Below are 24008 nucleotides of genomic sequence, written 5' to 3'. Positions count from 1 at the left end.
CTCGTGGACGTTTATGCGCTGCCCTTAATTGTTATTAAAACATAGCAAAGGGATGATACTCCCCTTCCGGATGTTCGGTTCCTTTGACTGCCGCATCGCCGGCAATTTCGGTATCTTTGAGCTCACTGGCCTGCTGATGCACGATCAATAGAGGAAATGATGAGTGGCTCAGCACATGCTCTGTCACGCTGCCAAGAAGCCAGCGAGGTATACCATGCCGGCCATGGGTCGCTAAGGCGATACCACCAGATGGGCCGACCATACGCACCTCATCCTCACGTGCGGCCTGCATCAGGGTAGTGGCCACATCCTCATCGCTGCGAATCGACGTAGTGATATCGAGCAAGGTATCAGGCATCATCTGTAACAACAGCTTCTTCGTCACAGCCTGCAGATAAGCATCCGCGGCATCCATTGCCTTTACGTTGGCCTGAGCAACGGTATCACTACCATTTTTAGAGACGCTATAAATGGGTTGGACCACACGTAACAGGTGCAGCTTACCAGGCAACGGTGCCGAGAGAAGCGCACTCAGGTAGCGGCCGGTTTCAAGACAGATTCCGAGAGGGGAGAGCCATCGAGCGCCACAATAAATTGAAATGGCGTTCCTTTACTCAGTAAGGGCTGCCCTTGCCTTTGCTCTTTTACTATCAGCACCGGCACATTGCAATGCTGAACAATCTGCTGCGCCACGCTCCCTAACACCAGACGCTTGAACCCGACATCACCATGGCTACACATCACCACCAGATCAACGCGTTCTCGCTCAATAGACTGAGCCAGCTCCTGCACCGGAAAACCAGTGAGCACAGAGGTTTGCACATCCAGTTCCCGCAAGAGTTCGCTCTGCTTCAACTGTGCCAGGTGCTCTTCCGCCTCTTGCTCATCACGCTCCATCAAATTGGCAGGAACTGGTCCAGACCACATGGGATAGGCATAATACTCCGAAGGAAGAGCTATAATCGTCATCAGTGTAATTTTGGCATCAGCGCCACGAGCAAGGCGCGCAACCAGCGGGAGAACCTGTTCGTCACGGTGTGAACCATCCAATGGTACAAGAATATGCCCCAACATGGCTGGACTCCTTTCACCCACATCTTCAGGTAGGCACTTGAGTTTATTTCTTTTGATACCTGTAAGATACAGCCATGGAATCACAAACACTTCTCAAATCCCTACCTGACAACACAAGCAGATCACAGACATGCGGGATCATCTCTAAATTTAGTTCTTTAATATGGGGCAGGTGAATTATACAACTACACAACTTTGGGTTGCGTGGCAAGCTGGTAGCCAATGCCGATCTTGGTATGTATATAGGTTGGATGGGCGGGATCAGGCTCAATCTTACGGCGCAAGCGATTAATGCTAACCTGTAACATATGGCTTTCACCCAGGTATTCCTGGCCCCAGATATGCTCCAGTAAGAGATCCTGGGTTAGGATACGGCCAGCATTCTGCATCAAATAGGCCAGAATACGATATTCGGTCGGGGTTAAGACCACTTCTTTGCCATTCACAGTCACCAGGCGCTGCTCAAAATCGATCTCAATATCCCCGATGGTCATTTTAGACCTGGCAGCCTGCGACTGCTCTAGCGTCACAAATTGTGAACGCCGTAGTACCGCGCGCACCCGTGCCACCAGCTCTTCAATACTAAATGGCTTGGTCAAATAATCGTCGGCCCCCAGATTCAAACCTCTGACTTTATCATCATCGCGCCCACGTGCGGTAATAATAATAATGGGAATTTGTGAAAACTCTCTAATTCTCTGGCAAGCCGTAAAACCATCCATATGAGGCATCATCACATCCAACAACACCAGATCGGGAGGATTGGCCTCAATCATTACCAGAGCCTCCTCGCCATCTCTAGCATTCAGGACATGAAATCCTTCTAACTCAAGAGTACGCGTCACCAGACGCAGAAGCTGAGGATCATCATCCGCGACGAGGATAGTTTGTTTCTTTATCGTCATCTTAACCTCCCTTATCCACCTTGATCACAGCAATTAAGCCAGAGCAGGCACTTGCCAGATTGCCTTTTTGCTTTTATCATAAAGGATAGTTCATTATAATTCAAATAAAAAGCACCCTTAGCAGGGCTATTTAATGTTCGTCCAGAAAATGTATATCTTTCAGGTGTGGAGTGTGTGGAGTGGGCCGCCGCAGCGGCCCACTCCACACACTCCACACCCACAACCCGGCGCCGCAGGCGCCAAAGAGAAACATGAAATAGCCCTGCACCCTTAGAAACCGGCGGTGACCGATGAATCCAGGCGAGGTGCGTAAACCGCTAACCGAGAGCGAACGCTTTGCAGCTTTAAATTATATAGGTGCAGCCCTCCTCAGTGAGCGAAACGAGCAGCAATTATTACAACTCATTGCACAAACTGCAACTGATGTGATTGGTGCTCACTTTGCCGCATTCTCTTTGCGACCCACTAATGAGCAGGGGGAGTTCCTGGCACCCGCTGAGGGCAACCTTTTTCACCTGGCGGCAGTGGTCGGTGTGACAGAAAAACAAAAAGAGCTATTCAGGCGCATGCCCCTGGGAGGTGAAGGGCTGCTAGCCCCCATATTTCGCTATGGCGTTCCGGTACGTATCGCCGACGTGCAAAAGCTCAGATCCCAACAAAAAACCAGGAAGGGTCTTCAAACAGAGGAACAAAGAAAAGCAGAAGCCCGGCAATTAGCATTAGAGTATGCGCACGGACACATATCATCTGAAGAGCTACTAGCTATCGATATTCCAGCAGGTCATCCAATAATGCGCAGTTTCCTGGGGTGCCTTTGTTGGATCGAGCCAGACATGTACAGGGGGATTGTTGCTGGGGCATCAGGAGCCTGACTACTTCCAGGATAAAGATGAAGAATTACTGGCTGGATTAGCGACGCAGGCAGCCATCGCGATCGAGAATGTACGCCTCTACCAGACCATCCATACGCGCGCCCAAGAATTGGATACGATCTTCCAAAGCATCCAGGATGGGGTAACGTTGATCGATCCGCAACAGCATATTGTGCACGAAAATAAACAGGCCTACCTCCTACGCACCCGTCTAGAGCAATCTCAACAGAGCCAACCAGCGCTGGAAGCATTGTTATATACCCCGGCCCGCTACGCCTTGACCGGCCAGGGAAATCAAGATATTCCAGTTACGATCGTCAATAAAAATGATGAGCAAGCAGAATATCTGGTGACGGCCTCCCCTTTATATCAGCAGCAATCGACGCGACAAGACACAGACACCGTTGAAACACAAGCAATCAGTGGTGCCGTGGTTATCTGGCATGATGTGACAGAGATACGCGCCCTCTTGAGAGAGAAGCGTTTCTACGCTGAAATCGAGGCACGCCGCTCATTGCTGCAACGTATTCTGGATGAATTGCCAACCAGTGTCTACCTGGTCCATGGACAGGATGCACGCCTCATCCTCGCCAACCAGACCGCCGCAACCGTCTGGGGAACGACATGGTTACCGGAACAGCCGATGATAGATTTCTTGCAACAAAACCAGATCCAGATCTTTCGCAACGATGGGCGTAGCTTGCCAATGGAAGAACTGGCCACCTTACGGGCGGTCCAAAGTGGAGAGGTCATCTATCAACAACAGGAAATTATTCGCCATGCCGACGGCTCTTCATTACCTGTACTCGTAAATGCCATCAGGCTGGACACAAAAACATCTCCACTCAGTCACCCCACTACCTGGCAAAATGAGCAGGAGCCGGTCGCCATCGTCGTACATCAGGATGTCTCCGCCTTAAAAGAGACAGAGAACCTTAAAGATGATTTTATCGGTATCGCGGCCCACGAACTGCGCAATCCGCTGGCCGCGCTACAGGGGTTCATCGAACTGTTTCAGGCCCAACTGCTGTTGCAACCGAATAACAATCTGACGCCCGAACAACAAGAATCATTAGAAAATATCGATCAGGCAACCCAACGACTGGTAGTGCTCACCAATGATCTATTGGATGTCACGCGCCTGCAGGCCGGACGGCTAGAATTGTCCCAGGAGATCACAGACCTGGTTTCGCTGGTTAAGCGCGTCACCCATCGTCATCAAATCATAAGTAAGCGGCACCAGTTGATCATTGATACCCAGGTCCCATTCTTGATTGTTTCTATCGATGTGATGCGGATTGAACAGGTACTGACCAACCTGCTCAGCAATGCCATAAAATATAGTCCTTGTGGTGGACAGATCCAGATCAAGCTTGAAGAGTTAAAAGCGAGCCGGCAGGCCCTTCTCAGTATCAAAGATTCTGGCATTGGCATTCCAGCTTACGAGCAAGCACGTATCTTTGGCCGCTTCACGCGCGCCGATAACGCACTGAGCAATGGCATTTATGGTACAGGACTTGGGCTCTACCTCAGTCGCGAGCTCGTCGAAAGACACGGAGGGAATATCTGGTTTCAATCGCAGGAAGGGCAGGGCACAACCTTCTTTGTGTCCCTGCCGCTGATCGCGCAACCTATCGATGATGAGTCCGAGGCTGAAATTGCAGAGATATAACTGGCGTGCTTAAGAAATCATACGCGCGATAAAGAAGGCTACAGCCGCCGCCAGCCCTCCAATTAGCGCGGTCTGTATACCACTGCGCACAGGATTGGTGCCGGTAAAGTGTCCTTTGACATATCCAAAAATCAGCAGTGCCAGCAAGGTCACGATGACCGAGACAAGCAGAGCTGTTCTGGCGACAGGTAGCAAGATATACGGGCTCAAAGGTATCAGGCCACCAACAATATAAGAGAGCGCGATAGTAATGGCGCTACTGAACGCACGCTTAGGATCAGGCTCCTCCAGGCCAAGCTCGAAGCGCATCATAAAATCTATCCAGGCGTCTGGCCGCTTACTCAGTGCCTCAACCACTGGCTCACTCTGTTCAGCGGTCAGGCCATATTGTTGGAAGATGTCGCTAACCTCAGCCTTCTCGGCATCAGTTTTTTCCTTGACCTCCAATTGTTCGCGCTGACGCTCGCTGGCATAATGTTCCGCGTCACTTCTAGCGGCCAGATACCCGCCCAGCCCCATTGCAATCGAGCCAGCGGCAATCTCTGCCAGTCCGGCGGTTACCACGATATTGGTAGAGCTAACAGCACCCGAAAGGCCAGCGGCCAGCGCAAACGGGACTGTAAGCCCATCAGACATGCCGATCACGATATCGCGCACCAGTTCACCCGAGGTAAAATGCTTTTCCACATGCGGCGTTTGGGGCATAACTTCACAACTCCCTTTTCAAAAGTTCGGCTGGCGATAAAAGCTAGCCAGCGTCTTATATAGAGACGCAACAGGACACGATGACGGCTCAATATTTAACTAACAGACGGCTGGTAGCCAGCATAGTCCTGATATCCTCTTGTAACAGAACCGAGCTAATGGGCAAGTCTCTTCATCAGTTGTACTTTGACAAGTTGTACCATGAACAGATAGATGGCCACCATAACCCACAGGAAGAAAAAGTAAAGCGGTGGGAGCGGTGTAAAACCCAGCGGCCCTGCCAGAGGGGTAAAAGGGAGAACCAGGCCAATCAGGACAATCAGGATAGTCGTGGTGAGCAGTGGGATACTTGGCCGACTGCGGAATGGATTGCCTGCGGTACGGATGACAAAGAGCACTAAGGTCTGGGTCGCCAGCGACTCAACGAACCAGCCAGTATGGAAGAGCACGGCACTGGCATGGAAAACCTGCAGCATCAAAAAGAAGGTCAGGAAGTCAAAAATTGAGCTGATAGGGCCAATAAAAATCATAAAATTGCGGATCAGCCCGATATCCCAATGCTGTGGCTTCTTGACATAACTATCATCGACATTATCGGTCGGGATAGTAATCTGGGCGCAATCATAGAGGAAATTATTCAGCAAGATCTGGGTTGCTAGCATGGGCAAAAAGGGCAAGAAGACATAGGCGCCGGCCATACTGAACATATTGCCAAAGTTAGAGCTGGTCCCCATCAAGAGATATTTAATCACGTTGCCAAAGGCTTTGCGCCCCTCCAATATGCCTTGATGCAAAACCTGCAAACTTTGTTCAAGCAAGATAATAGAGGCGGCATCCCTGGCAATATCAACCGCCGAGGCAACTGAAATGCCAACATCGGCAGTATGCAACGACGGGGCATCATTAATACCATCACCCATATAGCCCACGACATGCTTATTTAGCTTGAGCGCATAGATAATTCTATTCTTCTGGGCAGGCGAGACACGCGCAAAGATATTCACTTCCTCCGCCACATGAGCCAGCGCAGGATCTGTCATATGCTCTAGTTCCTGCCCCAGAACGATACGAGGGCTCTCCAACCCTACCTGCTCACACACATGCTGAGTTACCAATTCATTATCCCCGGAGAGAATTTTCACCTGCACACCATCACGCTTGAGGTCCAGGAGTACCTGCGCCACATCATCCTTTACTGGATCGGCAAAGATCAAGAAACCCAGCAGTGTCAACTGTTGCTCATCAGCCAGCGTATACTGCGATCGCACAGGGAGCGCGCGATATGCCACTGCGAGCGTTCGATAGCCTTGCTCACTCAGGTGGCGATACATGTTTATGGCTATATCGCACTCCTGTCCGCTAGAACGATCCAGCACGATTTGCTCCCCATTGAGTTCATAGGCCGCGCAAAGCTCCAGAACACTCTCAGGGGCGCCTTTTGTAATAAGTAGCGCCTGATCTGCATGCTGAACAACAACAGAGAGGCAGCGGCGTTCAAAGTCAAAGGGGATTTCGTCCAGTTTGTGATACGCCTGAATATCCGGGGCAGGTTCGCTCAGAATAGCTTCATCCAGTGGACTCTTAAAACCGGTTTCACAGGAGCTATTCAAATATCCCAGTAAAAACACCTGCGGTGAGGGCTGCTGGTCAAGTCCTAATGCGGACTCCAGGTGGGTCTGGCCGCTAGTAATGGTACCTGTTTTATCGCTGCACAGTACATCGATACTGCCAAAATTCTGGATGGCTTCCAGGTGTTTGACTATCACCTTATGCTTCGCCATGCGCATCGCACCCTGACCCAGGGTTACAGTGGTAATCATAGGCAGGAATTCAGGCGTCAAACCAACGGCCAGGGCAATGGCGAAGAGCAAGGTTTCAAAAGGTGGATGCTTACCAATAAAACCAACCAGTACGATAAAGATCACCAGGAAGAAGACGGTTTGCATAATCAGGAACCCAAAGCGGCGGATTCCTCGTTCAAACTCTGTCTCAGGCGGGCGCTGCACCAGATGGGCCGCGATATCACCAAAGGTAGTGCGAGGTCCGGTCGCGACAATAATCGCCTGCCCGCTACCACTCACAATCGATGTGCCCAGGAAGATACCACCAGGGATCTCGACCAGATTGGCGGTCGGCGCAGCATCGCCATCAACCTGTTTCTCAACCGGCAACGACTCACCGGTAAGGGCGGCCTGTTGTACGTGCAGATCCTTAGCCTCGATCAGGCGCGCATCCGCTGGCACCAGGTCGCCAGCATGTAATTGAATGATATCGCCGGGTACCAGCACATGGCGCCTGATCTCCTGCCAGCGTCCATCGCGCAGCACAGTAGCCGTAGGAGCCACTTCGGCGCGCAGATTCTCCACGATGCGCTGTGAACGAAACGTCTGGGTAAAATTCAAAATATTGCTGAGCAAGACAATGACAATGATAATAATCGCATCGATGCGGTCCCCCAGCACAATTGAGATCACACTGGCGCACAAAAGGATCAAGACCAGAGGGTTAAGAAAGAGGCGCAAAAATTGAATGGCGAGGGCATTCTTACCAGCTACAACTGGCTCATTTGGGCCATACAGGCGCAACCTCTCAGCGGCCTCCTTGCTACTCAAACCATCCTTATCAGTCTCTAAACGAACAAATATTTGTGGTATGGACAAACGCAACAATCCGTCAGAAGACTGCTCGTTGGTCTCATCCGTGGTAGGTGCCTGCAAGAGTGATTTCATATGCCCTTACACCTCTCTAAATCAATTACTTGTGCCGGTATGAAAAGAATAAGTCTGGCATATCACTGTGCGATCTCACCCTCAGAGCAAGTTATCACAAAACAGTCACAAAGCAGAGCATCAAATAATATAATCAGATATTTTGAATTTATGCATTTACAAACGAAAGAAAATGCATCAAGTACACAGCATAAATTGTGATCTCAATGAGAGACAAGGGCCGAGCATGTGAGCACTTTGAGACATCGTTGCGCTATGGTAAACATAGAGATTTCGGTACATCCTTGTAGAAACTGCGATGTTGAGCTGGTTTAGTTTTGATATGCATGACATGTATTCAGATACAGGAGGGGCCATTTATGCACCTACACGATAATCTACAAATCTGCTTATATGCGCTGGATAACCGCTATCCCAACCATATTGTGGATATCAACAAGGGTATTATCGCGTCAAAAGAGATACCATTAACAGGCTGGCGAGCACTCGAACTGGTGGAGCTACTCCTATTGACCGCCCCACAGTTGCTACAGGCGGAAGCAATCATGGTCATCGATTATGACGAATGCTCCATTTATCTGCCTGCCATCTCAGAGATAGTACCGCTCTGCACTATCCATTGCCATGGAAAGATTCCACCCCATGTCGCAGATGGTGTGCGCTGGCTTAAACATAAACCAATCCAACCTGAAGAACCAATCACTGCGAGCGATGGTCCTCCTATCTGTCAACTCTAGCCAGGTAGAAAATATGTAGAGTAGCTCGCATCTGGATAGAAAAATCTCAGTATACAATCGCCTGCCTCAGACGGCATTGATAAGCAGAGGAGCATAATAATGTTTAAGCGCATCCTTCTTCCACTCGACGGCTCACATCATGCTGAGCGCGCAATTCCGATCGCGCTACGACTGGCACGCACCTACAACGGAACAATTATCTTGCTACGGGTGGTTAATCCAAGCTGGTTTTCAAGCACCCAATCTGGCTTTACCCAGGACCTGCCGGCCCATGCCAGATTCGAGGCTGAACAGTACCTGGTCAAACTGACAAAAAAAGCTGAATTTCAGAACATACAGACCGAGATCCGAGTGCCCGAGGGGAATGAAGCGTCCACCATTCTTGTAACCGCGGAACGACAGGGAGCAGACATTGTTATTCTCAATTCTCATGGCTACACTGGCCTATCGCGTTGGACAATGGGGAGCGTGGCAGAAAAAGTAACCAGGTATGCCGAGATGCCGATCTTGTTATTGCGCGACCAGAGTGCGCTACCCATCGGCCCCCATCCAGATCCAACCCAACCGTTACGCGTACTTGTGCCCCTGGATGGCTCAGAGCATGCCCTCGCGGCACTTGAACCTGCGGCCGAATTCATTTATGCGCTGGGCACGCCTGCATACAGCACGATCCATCTCGTACGTGTCATCGACAGTGTAGACATCCTATCCGCAGCCAGGCTCTATCTTCAGACCATAGCAACCAGGATCAAGCAAGGCGAAGTTGCGCCCTTCATTGAGCAGCAACAAATTCCTGTTACCTGGTCGATCGCGGTCAGTAGAGATGCCGCCGACTCAATTATTCGCGTGTCTGAGAATGGTGAGGATGCTGGAAATAGCGGCATATTTGGAGGCTGCGATATGATCGCCATGTCAACCCATGGTCTCACAAGCCATCCACTCTGGGCGCTAGGCAGCACCACCGAGCGCGTACGTGCTGGCACAAAGTTGCCGCTACTGATCATACGTCCCCCGGCAATAAGTAAACGACCAGAAGCCCACCAGTATGAACCGGAGGTAGCAATCAGCGAAGCCCAATAGTCGCTAACAAGCAATTCCATATTGGACCCCTTCAAAGGAGAAGCTATACCATGTTTAAACACATACTGGTTCCACTGGATGGCTCGCCAAGGTCAGAACAAGCATTAACGCTGGCCACGCATATCGCGCAATACGATCACAGTAGTCTGCTTTTGCTCCGCAGCGTCGAGATCATGAGTATTTATAGCATGCAAACCATAGGAATGATGGAACGTATCCAGAACCTTGAACAAGAGGGGGCGCAAAAATACCTGGATAGTGTAAAAAAATCAGCATTATTGGAGCCAATTCCGACCATGACAAAAGTTTATGTTGGGGATGCCTCAGCAGCAATCTTGCGAGCAATTTCACAGCAAGACATTGACCTGGTGGTACTATGCAGTCATGGCTATACAGGTCTGAAACATTGGGTACTGGGTAGTGTGGCCCAAAAGATCGCACGCGCTTGCCCGGTGCCGGTATTGATCCAACGCGATGAACATCCACTCCCATTCGGAGTTGACGGCGAGGGACAGCCCACATTCAGGATCTGTATTGCGCTTGACGGCTCACCACAGGCGGAGGCTGTCATCGAGCCAGCAATCGCAATCGCGGCAGCCTGTGCCCCGGCACAGCGGGCAGAGATACACCTGCTCCGTATCATCGAACCGCTGAACCAATCTGATGAAGACGCCTTCAGAGAGATCTATCAGTTCGATCTGCAAGAACTCGTGCATCAGCACGCACAGGCCTATCTACAAGAGGTCGTTAAACGCTTCGAGCCAGCAATAAAATCCTATGAAGGGCTCAAGATCATTGGCAGCCTGAGAAGCGGAGCAGATATTGCCATGGAGATAATCCAGTACGCAGAGAGAGGCAACTCCGGCCCGGACCCCTCCTGCCAGTTATTAGCGATGACCACCCATGGACGCAATAAAATGGATCGCTGGATCTTTGGGAGCATCGCAGAACGGGTACTTAATCGAACCAGGCTACCGCTGCTCATCGTGCGACCACCACAGCAAGAGGTGACGACCCAGCCCCGGCCCGTGTAAACAACATTTTCTCTTTCTTGAAGAGAAACACAGATGATAAGTACGGCTGATTGAACATACATATAGCTCAACCAGCCAGAAGCCAATCCAACCAGTCAGGAACCTGTTCTATGAACGGGGAAGCGACTGGTTGGGTTGCATAGGTGAGTGTATGGCGAATAACAGAATAGAACAAACCCAGGTACAAACCATCCAGAATCAACCGCTTCCACCAGCAGCGCCCCCACAATTCGAAAAGACAACGCAGCCAGCCTGGTATAGACAATGCTGGTCAATGATAAAACGCTATCCAATTCCGGCAGTCGCACTATCCTTACTACTTGTCAGCGCGCTGCTCTGGCTGGGCCGACGCAGTGAGCTTGCTAACTGGGTCCTGCTGGCGATTATCGTATGGGGCGGTATTCCTTTGCTTTGGGAAACCATCAAGAGGCTCTGGCACAGGGAATTCAGCATCGATGTGATTGCGGTCATAGCCATCATTGGTTCACTCTTGCTTCATGAATATCTGGCGGGAGCAATCGTGGTCTTAATGTTATCAGGGGTGAGGCACTGGAAGCCTATGCGCTACGGCGCGCACGCAGCTCACTCTCAGCGCTGGCCGAACGGGCCCCACGCACCACCCATATCTGGCAAGGGAAACAACTAGTAGATATACCGGTGGAAACGGTACAGCCTGGCATGGTTGTCGTGATTAAGCCGGGAGAACTGGTACCGGTAGATGGTGTTATAGTACAGGGCTCATCAAATGTCAGCCAGGCCGATCTAACGGGTGAGCCGATGCCGGTACGAAAAATAGCTGGCATGGGGCTCTTGTCTGGCAGCGTCAACCTGGATGGTATTCTGGAGGTCCGTGCCAGCAAGCCCAGCTCAGAGAGTAAATACGCCCAGATCGTGCGGCTGGTGGCCGAGGCCCAGGAACAGAAAGCACCGATTCACCGCCTGGCGGACCGCTACAGCATCGTCTTTACGCTCCTCACCCTCGTGCTCGCCACTGCGGCATGGCTTATGTCTGGCAATCTGGTATACGCCCTGGCCGTCCTGGTGGTTGCCACTCCATGTCCACTGATCCTGGCAACCCCGATCGCGATTATGTCTGGCATCAATATCGCCGCCCGCCATGGTATCATCGTCAAAAGTGGTTCAGCCATTGAACAACTGGGAGAAGTAGATATCGCCGTTTTCGATAAGACCGGGACGCTGACGCTGGGCATGCCAAAGGTCACCTCCATCTTGCTTGCCACTGAAGGCCAACGGAACAGTCTGTACACTGAAGATGAGATCCTGCGCTATGCGGCCTCGGTTGAACAGCTCTCGACCCATATCCTGGCCACCGCCATCGTTAACGCAGGCCAGGAAAGACATGTCACCCTCTATACCGCCAACGGCTTTGAAGAAACGTTTGGAAAAGGTGTTTGCGCCACCATTACCACCAGCCAACCAGAGGAGCCGCATTCCCAATCAGACCCAAAGAGGTGTACAGCAATCGCCGTTGGCAACCGCACCTTTATGCGCATGCTGGATATTCCTCTGCCCACATATTTCTTAGAAGAGAGAGAACGCAGGCGTGCCCTGGGCCAGATTTGCAGCTTCGTAGCGCTCAACGGAACGATTGAGGCAATCATCATTATGGAAGATGTGCCACGTCCAGAAATCAGGCAACTCTGCCCCAAACTTAAACATGAAGGCATTAAACAAACCATCTTACTCACTGGTGATAGTGAAATGGTGGCCCAACAGATCGGGCAACTGGCCAATATAGACCGCATCATCGCTCGCTGCTTACCCGAAGATAAAGTGCGCGTAGTGCAAGAATTAGAGGCCAGGGGACATAAAGTGTTGATGGTCGGCGATGGCATCAATGATGCTCCGGCCTTAGCAACAGCAACAGTAGGAATGGCGCTGGGAACCCAGGGTCTGACGGCCGCGGCCAATGCCGCCGATACCGTCTTGCTCTCAACCAGCATACTGGGTGTAGATACAGCGGTCTTCCTGGGTCGCCGGGTTATGCGCATCGCCAGGCAAGGCATCTGGATCGGGATGGGCTTGAGTGGCCTGGCAATGATCTTCGCAGCCTTGGGTTATATTCCGCCAGCAGCGGGAGCCATCCTGCAGGAAGGGATCGATGTGCTGGTTATCTTCAACGCGCTACGTGTAAGCACTATTCACATCAAAAAAGACCGCTAAAAGCCACTTCAAAGGTCATTGTGATAATTTTGAGAGGTTAGCCAGATCACAGTGACATGTTCGAGACATCTACGCTTTACTGTTTCTTCTATAGAAGTAAATAACGATAAAAACCCGTAAGAAAACAGCTCTTCCTTCGTTCGGAATAAGGAGAAATGCGATGTTTCAAAAAATTCTAGTCCCGCTGGATGGTTCAGAACGTGCCAGGCTCGCTCTACCCATCGCGGCTCGCGTAGCCAGATCCACAGGGGCCTCTCTCATCCTGGTACGCATTGCTTATCCAACGATTGAATATAACCGCTATCCACGAGTACTGGTTACCCTTGAGGAGCTAGATCGACAGATTGCTGATGCGGAGGTTGAGCTGGCCCGCAGCTATCTACACCAGATCGCGATATCCGAGCTTCTGGCCGGCATCGAGGTTGAAATACAGTCAACGGTCTCGACCGACATTGCACACGCCATCCTTGAGATCGCTAAGACAGAAAAAGCTGACCTGATTATCCTGTGCAGTCATGGCTATACTGGCCTGAAGCGCTGGGCGCTGGGCGGCGTGGCACACAAGCTAACGCGCAGCAGTTCTATTCCAACCTTTGTACTACACGAGGAAGATGAGAGCCATACCCACATCTATGCAACGAAACCACAATCCCTACAGATCCTGGTCGCACTGGATGGCTCCGTAGTTTCAGAAGCGGTACTGGAGCCCACAATACAACTGGGTGTCGCCCTGGCTGTCCCTGAAGCGGCCATTCTCCACCTGGTCCAGGTACTACCATTTCCAGAAAAACATAAACATTCCGTTACCCATCAGGCCATCGAGGAAGCCAGAAAACGCATCATCGCCGACACACATCTTTACCTGGAAGAAGTTAAAAAGCACATCTTGAGCAGCAATCTGGCCTATCGCAATCTACAGGTCACGACCTCTGTACTGGTGCATGAAGATGTAGCAGGAACGCTGGTTGAGGTGGCGAAAAATGCGGAAGGCTGGGGAGGGAAGCTCCAGGCGACGGATCACATCGACATGCTGGCACTGGCCACCCACGGTCGTAGTGGACTAGAACGCTGGGCCCTCGGCAGCATCACCGAGCGTGTGCTGGATACAACAAAACAACCCGTACTCATCGTGCATACAGGCGCTAATCAAGCACAACCAGGCTGAGTCCCGGCGAAAGGAGAACAACGCCAGCGGGCACAAATAAGTGCGTACAAATGAAAGGAAAAGCTTATGCCGACCCACTCCTCCGCCCACAAGAATAGCGAGTACGATACAGAACATGTATTCGCGCGTATACTTCAAGCACTGCTCAGGCGGCAGGCTTTTCCTTTTGCTTACGAAAATGCTGAAGATCCATATCTAATCCAGACGCATGCCTCGGCGGTTATTATTACACCTGACTATGTCTATAAGCTAAAAAAACCGCGCAACTTCGGCTTTTTTGACTACTCGACAATTGGGCTACGCCAGCATTTCTGCCAGTTGGAGGTACGCTTAAACGCTCCGCTGGCAGCCGGTATCTACCTGGGTGTGGCTCCGGTCATTCAGGCGTTAGATGACACGGTATCCTTTGGAAAAACCTATCCCCCCGCCAGTGAACCGGCACCTGGTCGCATCAATGGGACCGGGAGGGTCATTGATTATGCAGTTGTCATGCGCCGCTTACCCGAAAGTGCCACGCTCCATGCTTTGCTGGAGGCAGGCAAGGTTACCCCAGAATTAATGATCAAGGTCGCACACGTGGTCGCGCAGTTCCACACCAGTACAGCAGCTAATGATTCCATTTCAAAAGCTGGCAGTATAAACGTAATTCGTGAGAACTGGGACGAAAATTTTCGGCAGATGCGCCCATATATCGGGCGTACCATCTCACGCAAAACCTATACAGCCCTGCAACACTATGTCTATCAATTCCTTAAACATGACAAAGAGTTGTTAAGGCAGCGTTTTTTGCATGACCACATTCGAGATTGCCATGGCGACCTGCGGCTCCAGCACATCTATGTATTGCCTGAAGATGGGGGCAGCGCATCATATTGCTTGACCGCATCGAGTTCAATGAGCGCATCCGCTATGGTGATGTCGCCAGTGAAGTGGCATTTCTAGGCATGGAATTGGATCTCGCCCAACGGCCCGATCTGGCCTATACCTTCCTGACACAATATATAACCGAGACCGGCGATTCCTCACTTACCAGGCTTCTCCCATTCTATAGCTGCTACCGCGCTTGCGTACGTGGCAAGGTCAACTCGTTTCTACTGGATGATCCAGAGGTCAACCCGGTCCAGGGTGCAAAGGCCAATCTGGAAGCGAGCGAGCTATTCAAATTAGCGCTCGGCTATACCAAATGTTCATCCCGACCACTCTTGATCATGGTAGGCGGCGTCATGGGTAGCGGAAAAAGCTCTATCGCGCACGAGATCCAGGAAGAACATGCCTGCCGCTTACTCTCAACCGATAACATTCGTAAGCAGCTGGCCCATCTGCATCCAGCTCAACCACAGGCCGAGCAATTTGGTGCCGGCATCTACAATCCAGCCTGGACCAGGCAGACATATGCAGCCCTGAACGAGCGGGCCCAGGCCTATCTACGCCAGGGCTACTCGGTCATCCTGGATGGTACCTTCTCGCGCCGCACTGATCGACAAAAGATCGCCCAGGAGGCGCTACAGCACGGTGCCCGCATCATCTTTATTGAATGTATCTGTCCACGCGAGCTCACACTACAGCGGCTGGCGCAACGCTGGCAGGCCCGCATCGCAGGCGAACCAGCAGCGTTAGCGCCCGGTGCACTTAATACCTCCGATGGCCGCCCTGAGCTCTACGATACCCAGATGGCTCAGTGGGAAGCATTCGATGCCAGGCAGGAACCCTCAATCAAGCATATTGTTTTACCCACCACGACCACCGCGCATGCCGCTATGAGCGCCCTACAGCGTAAATTACAGCCCATACTGGCAAAGACGCCAGAGGGCGTGAACTACACATTTAAAACAGATTACAGCGGTAATGCTGCGCAATTACCACCAAATATGTAGTATAGAGCCTTAGCTGTTTGTAGAAGAGGAGAAAAACATGAATTCGCAGCAGAATAGTCCTCGCTTTAAAAAAGTTCTTGTCCCGCTGGATGGGTCACCACTGGCTGAGGAGGCAATCTTACTGGCAGCCAATATTGTTCGTGCTAACAAAGCAGAGCTACTGCTCCTCCGTGTCGTTCCACCATCGAGCTGTGTGCCACTCTACCCGGTTACACCGATGGATCTCACAGAGCCAATGAAAGAAGCAGCCTTTACACGGGCCCGGGACTACCTGGAACACGTTACCGCCTATGAGCATCTCGACACCCTCAAAGTACAAACAGATGTTCTGCTGGGAGGCGCGCCCACCACGATCGTTGATTATGCGCTACAGCAAGGGGTAGATCTGATTGTCATGCGCAGTCATGGAGAAACGGGCCTCACGCGCTGGATCATGGGGAGTACAGCCCAACAGTTGGTACGCAACTGTCCGATCCCGGTACTGGTAATCAGCAAACCACAAAATCAGCCGATGACCTTTTTGCATTCTCCACGCGTCCTGGTCACCCTGGATGGCTCCGCATTAGCAGAGGAAGCCATCAAACCAGCAGCGCAGCTTAGCGCCTCCCTGGCATATCCTGGCAATGGCGCGATCCATCTGACACGTATCATTGAGCGCCTGCAGCTTCATGAACACCAAACAAAAGAACAGCAAGAGCAGTTCAACAAGGAGCAGCGCGAAGAGGCCGAGGCTTACCTCCAGAACATAAAACAACGCATGCTCACAGGAGAGTTAGCGCCACTCAAGCTGAAGATTACAACTTCAGTTGTGACCTATACAGATGTGCAAGACATCACCAGGCGTATTCTAGAAGAAAGCTCATGCATCGGCGACGCACCTGGATTTACAGGCTGTGACATTATCGCTATGAGCACGCATGGACGGCATGGTTTTCAGCATCTATTACTGGGTAGTTTCACCGAAGAGGTGATTGACGCGGCCCAAAAACCCTTGCTGGTCGTTCATGCCTCAAGACCAAAAGAACCCACACCAGAAAAAACCAGCAGCGGTCAAAAGATTGATGTGCCGATCTTATAAACTATCTTCTTTAGCATATACACCTCAAGCATAGGGGCCTGTCAGACTCATCTTGCCGGAGTAGAAAAGACAGGCAGTTATGTACCAGTTGAAGGGCAGCCCAGACACAGGCTCAGGTTGCTGCCCTATCAACATAAAACAGAAAAGCAAACTAAAAAACTCAAGAGAGAAAAGCCATGTTTAAGCATATCCTGGTTCCGCTGGACGGGTCAATGAGGGGAGAACAGGCGCTGCACGTAGCGGCGCGCATTGCACGCGCAAATCAGAGCTCGCTATTATTGTTGGAAGCGATCGATCCGATCGATAAAATGGGCCTGTCCACCCTTCCAAACGAACGTTTGCTGTTGGATATGGAGAATAGGTACCTGCAAAATATTGCGCGTGGTCCAGAGCTAGCAGGCATAGAGGTAACGATACAGGCTTGCATCGGTATAGCGGCGGAACAGATTCTGCTAGCGGTCGACAATAATCACATCGACCTGGTTGTCATGTGCAGCCATGGGCGGACCGGTTTGAAACGTTGGACACTGGGCAGTGTCGCTCAAAAGATTTCTCGTTACTGTCCCGCGCCGGTACTTGTGCTCAATGAGCACGATCAACTCCAACAGCAATTACAAACTCAGATCCCCTCCCCCGTGCGCATCCTGGTTGCTCTGGACGGCTCAGAGCGAGCAGAGACATCGATCGCCCTGGCCGCCGACTTGAGCATGGCACTCTCAGCTCCAGCCAGAGGCGTCCTCCAATTGACCTATGTCATTCACCTACCATCCTCATTTGAGTATGGGCAGGAAGATAGTGTAGCCAGAGCACTCGAGAAAGAGACGCCACCGGCCCAGGCCTATTTACAGGCAGTCAAACAACGACTACAGACAGGTGAGCTCAAGCATAGCAACCTGGAGATTACAACCGTACTGACCCATGATCTGGACGTTGCCTCTAAACTGATCAAAATAGCTGAATGGGGAGAAAAACAGGATGGACATAGCTGCTGCCAGATGATCGCGTTGACCACGCATGGGAGAAGTGGGCTGCAGCGCTGGATCACAGGTAGCATAACCGAACGCATCCTATCAAAAGCATGTATCTCTTTGCTTATCACCAGGCCAGCATCAGATGAGTAGGAATGCTGATTGAGAGAGGATACTTGCCAACACCAGCTAGCAAATTTTGCCAGCACCGATAGATCCCTTCTATTCTTTTGTGATGATTTTGAGACATACACACGCATCCAGAGATATCAGTGAGAGACAGGCGAGCTATGTTTCTAACGATGAACGCTATTAGTAGACAAACCGGAGAGCCAGAACAAAGGGGAAGCTTTCGAGCATCCCGAAGGAGAAAGTCATCATGAAGCCAGAAGAGGTTACATCCACCTGTAATGAATACTATGATCTAATCAGCGTCCTCTATCACATGCTGGAAGGAGCCTGGAAATACGATAACTTTCGTAGGGATGCGGAAAAGTCTGGTGATCAACAACTCGCACAATTTTTCCACGAAGCGCAACTAGAGGAATGCAAACGGGCCGCGCAAGCCAAGGAGCTATTGAGGGAGCGCATTGGGATAAAGGTACCCGCTAGATAGCTTCACTAAGAGGAGATTGAGCGATGCAGTGCAAAGAAAAAATGGAAACATATCTCCATGAACACCAGGTGCCATTTAAGGAACAACATCATACACGCACATTCAGCGCATTGACAATTGCCGAGAGCGAGCATATACCCGGCAAGAAAATGGCCAAAACGGTTGTCATGCAGATAGATGGACAGATGATGTGCTTTGTCTTACCAGCAGCATATTATGTCGATCTGGATAAAGTACGAGCCATCATGGGTGCCAAAGAGGTTAGCCTGGCCCATGAAGACGAGTTCGAGCTGACATTTCCCGACTGCGAAGTAGGAACCATGCCTCCCTTCGGGAACCTGTATGGCATCTCGGTCTATGTAGATAAAAGTCTGGCCGCAGAAGATATGATCACCTTCGCGGTCGGAACATACACAGACACCATGAGCATTAAATATACTGATTTTGAACAGCTCGTACATCCACACGTCGCCGTATTCGCCAGGTCGCAAGTAGATCTGTAAAAGCATGTTTCCGCTCAGGAATTCATATCTGCACGTGCTTAACATGAATAAAACCGGAATGATAATCATATATCATTCCGGTTTTATTCATGTTAAGCACGTGCAGATCACCGAGCACGGCAATGCATAATAATATTACGATTAAAAAACAGGCTAGGCATTCACTTGATCGAGGCCCAGGCTACGCTTGATCTCAACGAAGCGCATGATATCCTCACGATTGATAGATCCCAGCAGATGCCCCTCCTGAACCACTGGTAACTGGTTCAGGTCCTGACCAACCATCAGGGGTAATACATCATTGAGACTTTGTTCTGCGGTAACTGTATGCAAGCGGGCCAGTGGTATCATAACAAAACCTACAGGGGTCTGGGCCCATTGTGCACGTGGGATATGGCGGATATCGCTAAGGGTGATCAAGCCGACCAGTTCGTCTACCTGCATCACAAAAGCACTACGCCAACCATGGGGTAACAAAAAATCATCCACTAGTTTTTGCAATGAAATGTTGGCCGGCACAGTAGCAGGACCGCGATTCATTACATCGTCCACATGCACTCCCTTGAACATCGTCTCCAGCATGCTCTGGTTATTCGCTGAGACCGCGCCCATCAGCAAGAACCAGCCAATAAAACCGATCCATAAACCATTCAGGTAAGCACCCCTGAAGAAAGACATCAGGCCAAAGAAGATAAACAAGTACGCGAAAAATTGTCCTACCCGGGTAGCGATACGGGTAGCGACATGTACATTGCCACGCAATTTCCAGATGATGGAGTGCAACACCCGGCCTCCATCCAATGGGAAACCCGGAACAAGGTTAAAGATCCCCAGAAAGATATTAGTCAGCGCCAGGTAGCCAAGAATAGCACCCACCGGAGAGGTTTTGCTGCCAATGACAAGCAGGAGCAGTCCACAGAGGCCGCCCAGTGCCAGGCTCGTCAGAGGTCCGACCAGTGCCATCTGGAACTCGATATCTGGTGCGGGAGGTTCCTGTTCGATATTAGAGACACCGCCAAAGATAAACAGGGTAATACTTTTCACGTGTAAACCACGCGCACGTGCCACCAGGGCATGTGCCAGTTCATGCAAGAAGACCGAGAGGAAAAGCAGCAGGGTCGCCAGTATGCTAACACTCCAATAGGCCCCAACAGACCAGCCAGGATAGTTTACAGAGAACCATCCTGTCTCCAGCGTCCAACTCAGAAGCACCGCAATAATCAGCCAACTCACATGAAAAGCGATATCTATGCCCCAGATTTTCCCGATACGTAAAGAACCTGGCATAATGGCGCTCCCTTCTATTGATAAGAGCTTGCACTTCACCGCATCCTTGCAAAAAGCTTTCCAGGTCTATCTTAGCCCTGCACTTTTACCTGACATACTTCATCATTAAATGATAGCCGTTGTCTCTCTCATTTCTTTCTCAAACAAGCAGTCATCATCTCAGAGAGATCACAGAAGCCACTGAATATCCATAGTTGGTAGAACGAAAAGAGCCATAGCAACAGCCGCCTGCTTGAATGTAGCGGGAAATGTCACTAGCCGTTGAAGGTACACAAGCAAAACTTTGTGATGCATTTGAGATAAATACAGGTCGCCTGGTGATGAATTTGTGCCAACCTGACGCTATATGTAAGAAACAACAACGCATCTTACTATTTCGATGCAGTTATTTTTTGTTGTACTCACCAGTACTTCACACCCCAATATAGTTTAAGCCACTGTCCACATTGAGGTGATTTTGGAGGAAAAGGTATGCTGTTGACCGACATAAATGCCAGACGTATGTTTCTGGAGAACAAATTGGCAGCTCTACAGAAACGCCTGGAGGAACTGCGCATCAAAGAAAAAACAGAGCTCGCCGAAGAAGATCTCGAAGAATCGGCGACCCGTGCTTCAGATACAGAACTCGAGGAAGCCATGCTCACTGAAGAGATGAAATTGGTCCGTGACATCAAGAACGCGCTAAAACGCATCGATGAAGGAACCTATGGCTACTGCCGCGTCTGTGGGCAGCCTATTCCTGCCAGACGCCTGGAGGCGCTACCCTGGGCTGAACTATGCGTAAAAGATCAGCAAGAGAGTGAAAAATTCCAACATCATAAGGTCACGCTATAGGCGAAGACAAAGCTGAACCAGCAGTTCGGGAAGGCCATTTGTGATTTATCTGTGATCCAAATGTACTTCCTGAGACACTTTTGAAATATCCAGAATCTATAACTGGATACAGGTAAAGAAGTAGAAAGAAGAAGTAGTGTCAGCTTCGTATTTCTTTGCCAACTCAACCGAGTTTCTAATCCACAACTACAAGTGAACAAACCGCCTCGTATTGCAATCTCATTGATAAGTAAGATAATCGATTGTTTCCTCGGTCATCGAGAACAAAAAAGGAACTCTGATATGTCAATAGCGCCACGTGATCCATCGAGGGCAATACGATTCGCATTCAGGCAAGTAAGAAGGAGGAAAAAGAGCATAAAGAGAGGGACAACTATATAACGCACGAACGTTACAGCAGCGAAATGGATCGCATAGTTATGCTTCCCACACATATTGATGCCAATAAAATCGAGGCCACCTACGAAAATGGAGTACTTACCCTACGGGTTCCAAGAAAGAAGAAGCTAAAGCAAAACAGATACCAATCAAGGTAAAAGAGGCCGCCGCAGCACACTAAAGCAGATGTTCATTGTTCACAGCAACCAGACATACAAACGACTGGAAAAGGCTCATATTTTTTCCAGTCGTCAGGGTAGAAAAGTAACAGGTACGCAGTACAACTACTTTCTGCAGGATGATAGCAATATGTCACGAGTAGCATACAACTACTTCTGGCAGGATGGCCATAGCAATATTCCGAAAGCGAGGATTCCCATGTTTAGACGTATTCTGGTTCCGCTGGATGGATCACCTCGTGCCGAACAAGTCTTACCACTCGCAGCACACATTGCCCGAACGTATAATAGCACCATCGTGCTGACGAGAATCGTCGATATCTTCGAAACGATTGGAGCCTCTACGATTCAAGCGGCCACATTGACAAATGAGATCCGGGAAATTCAAGAGAAGGAAGCACAGCAATATCTGCAACGGGTACTTAGTGACAAAGCCCTGGAACAGCTAGAGACATCTATTGAGATCCATTCCGGCGATGTCGCGACGACACTGCTTGAACTTATCAAAAGACAACCAATTGACCTGGTGGTTATGACGAGTCATGGTTACACAGGCTATAAGCAATGGATGCTGGGTAGTGTGGCACAAAAAATGGTGCACGATAGCCCTACCCCCGTGTTAATACAACGCGATAACTATCCTTTGCCTTTTGGTACGGCAGCCCGGGACCTCAAAATCTGCGTCGCCCTCGATGGCTCTGCGTTGGCAGAGACCATCCTTGCACCGGCTTTGTACCTCGCAGCTGCCTGCGCGGAACCCCGGCATAGAGAAGTGCACCTGTTGCGCATAGTTAAAACGCTGGAAGCAGATCGAGTCGAGGCATTTCTGAAGATCCACAAACTCAACCTGCAACAATTTCTTTATGATGAGGCCAGTAACTACCTGAAAGAGATTAGCGAGCGCTTGAATAAGGATACCGCGACACAGCTAGGCGTCAATGTGACGTGGTCGGTCAGCCTGGGGAGAGATATCGCGCAAACTATTATACGCGAGGTGGAAGGTGAAACGCCCGTACAGCATACACCACTCCCTTATAATTTACTCGCACTCGCAACCCACGGGAGAAGCGGCATCGCCCGCTGGGCCGTGGGTAGTGTGGCAGACCGCATCTTCCACCATAGCAAACTTCCTTTGCTTGTCATCCATCCACCCAAAGCAGGCTAAACAGCCTGCTCAGTGACAAGCCTCCCTTTCATCGAGCGCCAGGTTCCTCTTTTTGAGAGGAACCTGGCGTTTTCATGTCTAAACAGGAATATCAGACATATCGCTGACGTTATCATAAATGGCTTCAATGCTACTATCAATAAAAATAAACATGGGTAACCCCAATCATATATGTTGCCCATCTGTATCGCTGGAGCGGTACTGTTTAATAAGGAGATTTTATGGCAAATACAAATGACTGGAATAGTCAAATCATCAGCGAATTTCGCGCCAACAATGGCAAAGTCGGTGGCCCATTTGCTAACGCCAACTTATTGCTGCTGACAAGCACTGGTGCAAAAAGTGGTCAGCCTCGCACAACTCCTCTGGTCTACCTGCCTGATGGTGATCGCATGGTTATTTTTGCATCCAAAGCAGGTGCCCCGACCAATCCCGATTGGTACCACAACCTGCTTGCTAATCCAGAAGCTACCGTTGAAGTTGGTGCAGAGACCATCAAAGTGAAAGCCACCGTCGCTGGCGCTGAGGAGCGCGACCGCCTGTACAATACCCAGGCTGCGCTGGCACCAAACTTCGCCGAATACCAGCAAAAAACCACCCGCAAAATCCCCGTAGTTATTCTGGAGCGCCTGGGATAATTTCCCTCTCGATATTCGCGGAACATCCTTAAATACATACCAGATATGGCATTTCTCGTTTGAGGCATATGGTGGGGCGGCTGCGTCCACTCCACCATATGCCTCAAACTTTGCATAGATGTTTATAAATACAAGCTTTCAAATCAAAAACTCACACATGGCATTTATTAAGTAATTACCGATGATTAATATAAATGAGAATGTGCCTCGAAATGTGTATTAAAAAAACATGTCATAAGTGGTCATAAATATTTTTTTGTGGGTCCTCTATAGATAACGACACTAGCCACAAAGATAGAAAAAGATGATTGACAGAACAATAAGAGGTCAG

Annotated in this window: 24 protein-coding genes; 18 read left to right on the top strand and 6 right to left on the bottom strand. The window is 50.2% G+C overall.

What is annotated here, in order from left to right; all coding sequences use genetic code 11:
• Positions 1-34: 34 nt before the first annotated feature.
• From EL645_RS20455 to EL645_RS20445, 3 genes are all read right to left on the bottom strand, one after another.
• On the bottom strand, positions 35-511 hold the full coding sequence (locus EL645_RS20455) for a universal stress protein (RefSeq protein ID WP_281276342.1): 477 nt from the start codon (positions 509-511) through the stop codon (positions 35-37).
• Positions 512-531: 20 nt separating this feature from the next.
• Positions 532-1074, bottom strand: coding sequence for a universal stress protein (locus EL645_RS20450; protein WP_126552221.1), 543 nt, complete (start codon positions 1072-1074; stop codon positions 532-534).
• Between the two features lie 185 nt (positions 1075-1259).
• Positions 1260-1979, bottom strand: a complete 720-nt coding sequence (locus EL645_RS20445) for a response regulator transcription factor (protein WP_126552220.1) — start codon at positions 1977-1979, stop codon at positions 1260-1262.
• A gap of 290 nt (positions 1980-2269) precedes the next feature.
• Here EL645_RS20445 and EL645_RS20440 point away from each other — a divergent pair, with 290 nt between their 5' ends.
• Complete coding sequence (locus EL645_RS20440) at positions 2270-2851, top strand: hypothetical protein (protein WP_126552219.1); 582 nt, start codon at positions 2270-2272, stop codon at positions 2849-2851.
• Complete coding sequence (locus tag EL645_RS20435) at positions 2829-4523, top strand: PAS domain-containing sensor histidine kinase (protein ID WP_161977529.1); 1695 nt, start codon at positions 2829-2831, stop codon at positions 4521-4523. The genes EL645_RS20440 and EL645_RS20435 overlap by 23 nt, the downstream gene beginning before the upstream one ends.
• Positions 4524-4532: 9 nt before the next feature.
• On the opposite strand, the gene EL645_RS20430 is transcribed toward EL645_RS20435, so the two are convergent.
• Positions 4533-5228 carry a VIT1/CCC1 transporter family protein gene (locus EL645_RS20430; RefSeq protein ID WP_126552217.1) on the bottom strand — a complete coding sequence of 232 codons (696 nt, stop codon included), beginning with the start codon at positions 5226-5228 and terminating at the stop codon, positions 4533-4535.
• A 155-nt stretch (positions 5229-5383) separates the two neighbouring features.
• On the bottom strand, positions 5384-7957 hold the full coding sequence (gene mgtA / locus EL645_RS20425; protein WP_126552216.1) for a magnesium-translocating P-type ATPase: 2574 nt from the start codon (positions 7955-7957) through the stop codon (positions 5384-5386).
• Between the two features lie 359 nt (positions 7958-8316).
• Here mgtA and EL645_RS20420 point away from each other — a divergent pair, with 359 nt between their 5' ends.
• From EL645_RS20420 to EL645_RS20370, 12 genes are all read left to right on the top strand, one after another.
• Positions 8317-8694, top strand: coding sequence for a hypothetical protein (locus EL645_RS20420; RefSeq protein ID WP_126552215.1), 378 nt, complete (start codon positions 8317-8319; stop codon positions 8692-8694).
• Positions 8695-8793: 99 nt separating this feature from the next.
• Complete coding sequence (locus EL645_RS20415; protein WP_126552214.1) at positions 8794-9774, top strand: universal stress protein; 981 nt, start codon at positions 8794-8796, stop codon at positions 9772-9774.
• Positions 9775-9824: 50 nt separating this feature from the next.
• Positions 9825-10808 (top strand): universal stress protein, encoded by a 984-nt coding sequence (locus tag EL645_RS20410; RefSeq protein WP_126552213.1) that lies wholly within the window; start codon positions 9825-9827, stop codon positions 10806-10808.
• Between the two features lie 151 nt (positions 10809-10959).
• A complete protein-coding gene (locus tag EL645_RS42815) occupies positions 10960-11454 on the top strand; it encodes a hypothetical protein (RefSeq protein ID WP_246035418.1) in 495 nt (164 codons plus the stop codon).
• Positions 11343-12992, top strand: a complete 1650-nt coding sequence (locus tag EL645_RS20405; RefSeq protein ID WP_307720581.1) for a heavy metal translocating P-type ATPase — start codon at positions 11343-11345, stop codon at positions 12990-12992. Before EL645_RS42815 ends, EL645_RS20405 begins: the two co-directional genes overlap by 112 nt.
• 160 nt (positions 12993-13152) lie before the next feature.
• Positions 13153-14157 carry a universal stress protein gene (locus tag EL645_RS20400; protein ID WP_126552211.1) on the top strand — a complete coding sequence of 335 codons (1005 nt, stop codon included), beginning with the start codon at positions 13153-13155 and terminating at the stop codon, positions 14155-14157.
• A gap of 66 nt (positions 14158-14223) precedes the next feature.
• A complete protein-coding gene (locus EL645_RS20395; RefSeq protein WP_126552210.1) occupies positions 14224-15099 on the top strand; it encodes a hypothetical protein in 876 nt (291 codons plus the stop codon).
• Positions 15030-16031, top strand: coding sequence for a bifunctional aminoglycoside phosphotransferase/ATP-binding protein (locus tag EL645_RS20390; RefSeq protein ID WP_126552209.1), 1002 nt, complete (start codon positions 15030-15032; stop codon positions 16029-16031). The genes EL645_RS20395 and EL645_RS20390 overlap by 70 nt, the downstream gene beginning before the upstream one ends.
• 37 nt (positions 16032-16068) lie before the next feature.
• Positions 16069-17109: a universal stress protein gene (locus EL645_RS20385; RefSeq protein ID WP_126552208.1), complete on the top strand. Its 1041-nt coding sequence runs from the start codon at positions 16069-16071 to the stop codon at positions 17107-17109.
• A gap of 176 nt (positions 17110-17285) precedes the next feature.
• Positions 17286-18230 (top strand): universal stress protein, encoded by a 945-nt coding sequence (locus EL645_RS20380; RefSeq protein WP_126552207.1) that lies wholly within the window; start codon positions 17286-17288, stop codon positions 18228-18230.
• 226 nt (positions 18231-18456) lie between these two features.
• Entirely contained in the window at positions 18457-18693 is a 237-nt protein-coding gene (locus tag EL645_RS20375; RefSeq protein WP_126552206.1) for a hypothetical protein, read from the top strand.
• Positions 18694-18716: 23 nt separating this feature from the next.
• The gene (locus EL645_RS20370; protein WP_126552205.1) at positions 18717-19196 is read left to right on the top strand and encodes an aminoacyl-tRNA deacylase; all 480 of its coding nucleotides are present in this window, start codon (positions 18717-18719) and stop codon (positions 19194-19196) included.
• Positions 19197-19349: 153 nt separating this feature from the next.
• Here the strand turns inward: EL645_RS20370 and EL645_RS20365 are convergent, their stop codons facing one another.
• Complete coding sequence (locus tag EL645_RS20365; protein WP_126552204.1) at positions 19350-20483, bottom strand: site-2 protease family protein; 1134 nt, start codon at positions 20481-20483, stop codon at positions 19350-19352.
• 471 nt (positions 20484-20954) lie between these two features.
• Here EL645_RS20365 and EL645_RS20360 point away from each other — a divergent pair, with 471 nt between their 5' ends.
• The 4 genes from EL645_RS20360 to EL645_RS20345 all read left to right on the top strand — a co-directional run bounded on the left by EL645_RS20360 (position 20955) and on the right by EL645_RS20345 (position 23677).
• On the top strand, positions 20955-21317 hold the full coding sequence (locus tag EL645_RS20360) for a TraR/DksA family transcriptional regulator (RefSeq protein WP_126552203.1): 363 nt from the start codon (positions 20955-20957) through the stop codon (positions 21315-21317).
• 305 nt (positions 21318-21622) lie between these two features.
• Positions 21623-21853, top strand: a complete 231-nt coding sequence (locus EL645_RS45585; protein ID WP_126554296.1) for an Hsp20/alpha crystallin family protein — start codon at positions 21623-21625, stop codon at positions 21851-21853.
• A gap of 151 nt (positions 21854-22004) precedes the next feature.
• A complete protein-coding gene (locus tag EL645_RS20350; RefSeq protein ID WP_161977528.1) occupies positions 22005-23039 on the top strand; it encodes a universal stress protein in 1035 nt (344 codons plus the stop codon).
• 221 nt (positions 23040-23260) lie between these two features.
• A complete protein-coding gene (locus EL645_RS20345) occupies positions 23261-23677 on the top strand; it encodes a nitroreductase family deazaflavin-dependent oxidoreductase (protein WP_126552201.1) in 417 nt (138 codons plus the stop codon).
• The last annotated feature ends 331 nt before the right edge of the window (positions 23678-24008 follow it).

The organism is Dictyobacter kobayashii (genome assembly GCF_003967555.1).
GTDB lineage: Bacteria > Chloroflexota > Ktedonobacteria > Ktedonobacterales > Ktedonobacteraceae > Dictyobacter > Dictyobacter kobayashii.
The sequence above is the reverse complement of the archived record's forward strand: the minus strand, read 5'-3'. Positions and strand labels throughout refer to the sequence as shown.